This is a genomic window from Streptomyces sp. NPDC001373, assembly GCF_042895815.1.
Classification (GTDB): Bacteria; Actinomycetota; Actinomycetes; order Streptomycetales; family Streptomycetaceae; genus Streptomyces.
Genome location: NZ_JBIAWQ010000065.1, coordinates 1 through 1,429 on the forward strand (window position 1 = coordinate 1; position 1,429 = coordinate 1,429).

General features: G+C 65.0%; 1 protein-coding gene and 2 pseudogenes. 1 reads left to right on the plus strand and 2 read right to left on the minus strand.

The features are described 5' to 3' along the window. Positions 1-172: pseudogene (locus ACFY15_RS36875) on the minus strand (IS3 family transposase); the annotation flags it as partial. A gap of 77 nt (positions 173-249) precedes the next feature. Between ACFY15_RS36875 and ACFY15_RS36880 the strand changes: the two are divergent. Further along, positions 250-525: pseudogene (locus tag ACFY15_RS36880) on the plus strand (transposase); the annotation flags it as partial. 159 nt (positions 526-684) lie between these two features. Here the strand turns inward: ACFY15_RS36880 and ACFY15_RS36885 are convergent. Continuing rightward, positions 685-1,152, minus strand: a complete 468-nt coding sequence (locus tag ACFY15_RS36885; RefSeq protein ID WP_390827086.1) for a hypothetical protein — start codon at positions 1,150-1,152, stop codon at positions 685-687. Positions 1,153-1,429 lie beyond the last annotated feature (277 nt).

Below are 1,429 nucleotides of genomic sequence, written 5' to 3' on the forward strand. Positions count from 1 at the left end.
CGATCTGGTCCTGACGGACCCACTTGCGCAGCGTCTCGGCCGTCCCGATGCCGAGCTTCGCGGCGACCGCTTTCATCGCGGCCCACTCGGTGTCGCAGTCGGGCCGCACCTCGGCGACCATGCGCACCGCACGACGGCGCAGCTCAAGCGGGTACTGGGACGGACGTGCCATGACTCGATCCTCTCAAATGATCGAGTCCCTACCGAACCCGGAACGGTTCAGCTGATAGACGGCATACGGTGGCGACCCGGACCGGTGCTCCCTGGCGGGACGTGCCCGAACGTTATGGGCCGTGGGACCGGGTTTATGACCTGTTCCGGCGCTGGCAGCGGGACGGCACCTGGGCGAGGATCCTCACCCGGCTCCAGGCCGAGGCAGACGCCAAGGGCCTGATCACCTGGGATGTCAACGTCGATTCCACCGTCTGCCGGGCCCACCAGCATGCCGCCGGAGCGGTGAAAATAGGGGTAGGACGAGCGAGAGGTACTGCTGGGGAGTCCCTGGCAGCACCTCTTTCTCTTGTTGGAGGAGCTGTGAGGTTCAGAGGGCGTTTTCCCAGGTGAGTGCCAAGGTGAATCCTCTGTGTTCACCGATGAGGTTGAAGCCCTCGGCCGTCATCCTGCCGGGTCACCGGTGAGTTGCTTGCACCTCTGGACCTGTCTCTTTCACACGCCTCGGGGCGGTTACGCGGACATGCTGCTGGAGGCGCACCGAGCTCCGGCACTGCCGGGGTATGTCGTGCCGAGGCACACGTACAACCTCAGGGATGAGCCGAAGTAGGTCGATTCCCAGGGCCCTAGCTGCGTGCCCCCAGGGGTGGAGGTGCTGTCCGTGGCGAGCGGGCCATTGAGGTACCCGCCGTGTGACACGTACGCGCGTGCGGCCACCCCGTCCGCCTGGTAGTCCTCCACGTAGTTGTAATAACCGGAGTTGAGATACGCGCTGTACGAGCCGGTGTTGATACAGAAGGTTCCCTGGACGTGGCCACCGGCCTGCCCGGCCGAGTTGTTCACCGTCGCGCTCAGTGTCCGACAGGTCTCGGCTGATGCCGCCTGCGCGGGCTGAACCATGGCCAGCCCGCCGAGCACCGCGCCGGTGCACAGCACCGTCAGCGCCTTGCCGCGAACGCGGCGAGTCAACGAATTCCGCACAAGAGCCCCCTTCGTCCTCGGAGAAACCCACTGATGACACGGGTCTGCCCGCCTTTCGGCAGCCTCCGAATACCTGACTATCGGCGGTTTTGGACAACCCGTCACCACCGCGCAACCTGAATGGCCGGAAGAAGAGCTGAAGCGACCGGCAGCGCGGGCTTGAAGCTGCATGCTCGGATCAGCTACTGAACTTGAATTCGTGATGTCGGTCAGCCGTCCGTGATCAGGCCGGTGCCGGCCAGGCACCCGTCGACCAGGTCCGGGCGGTACTGGATCT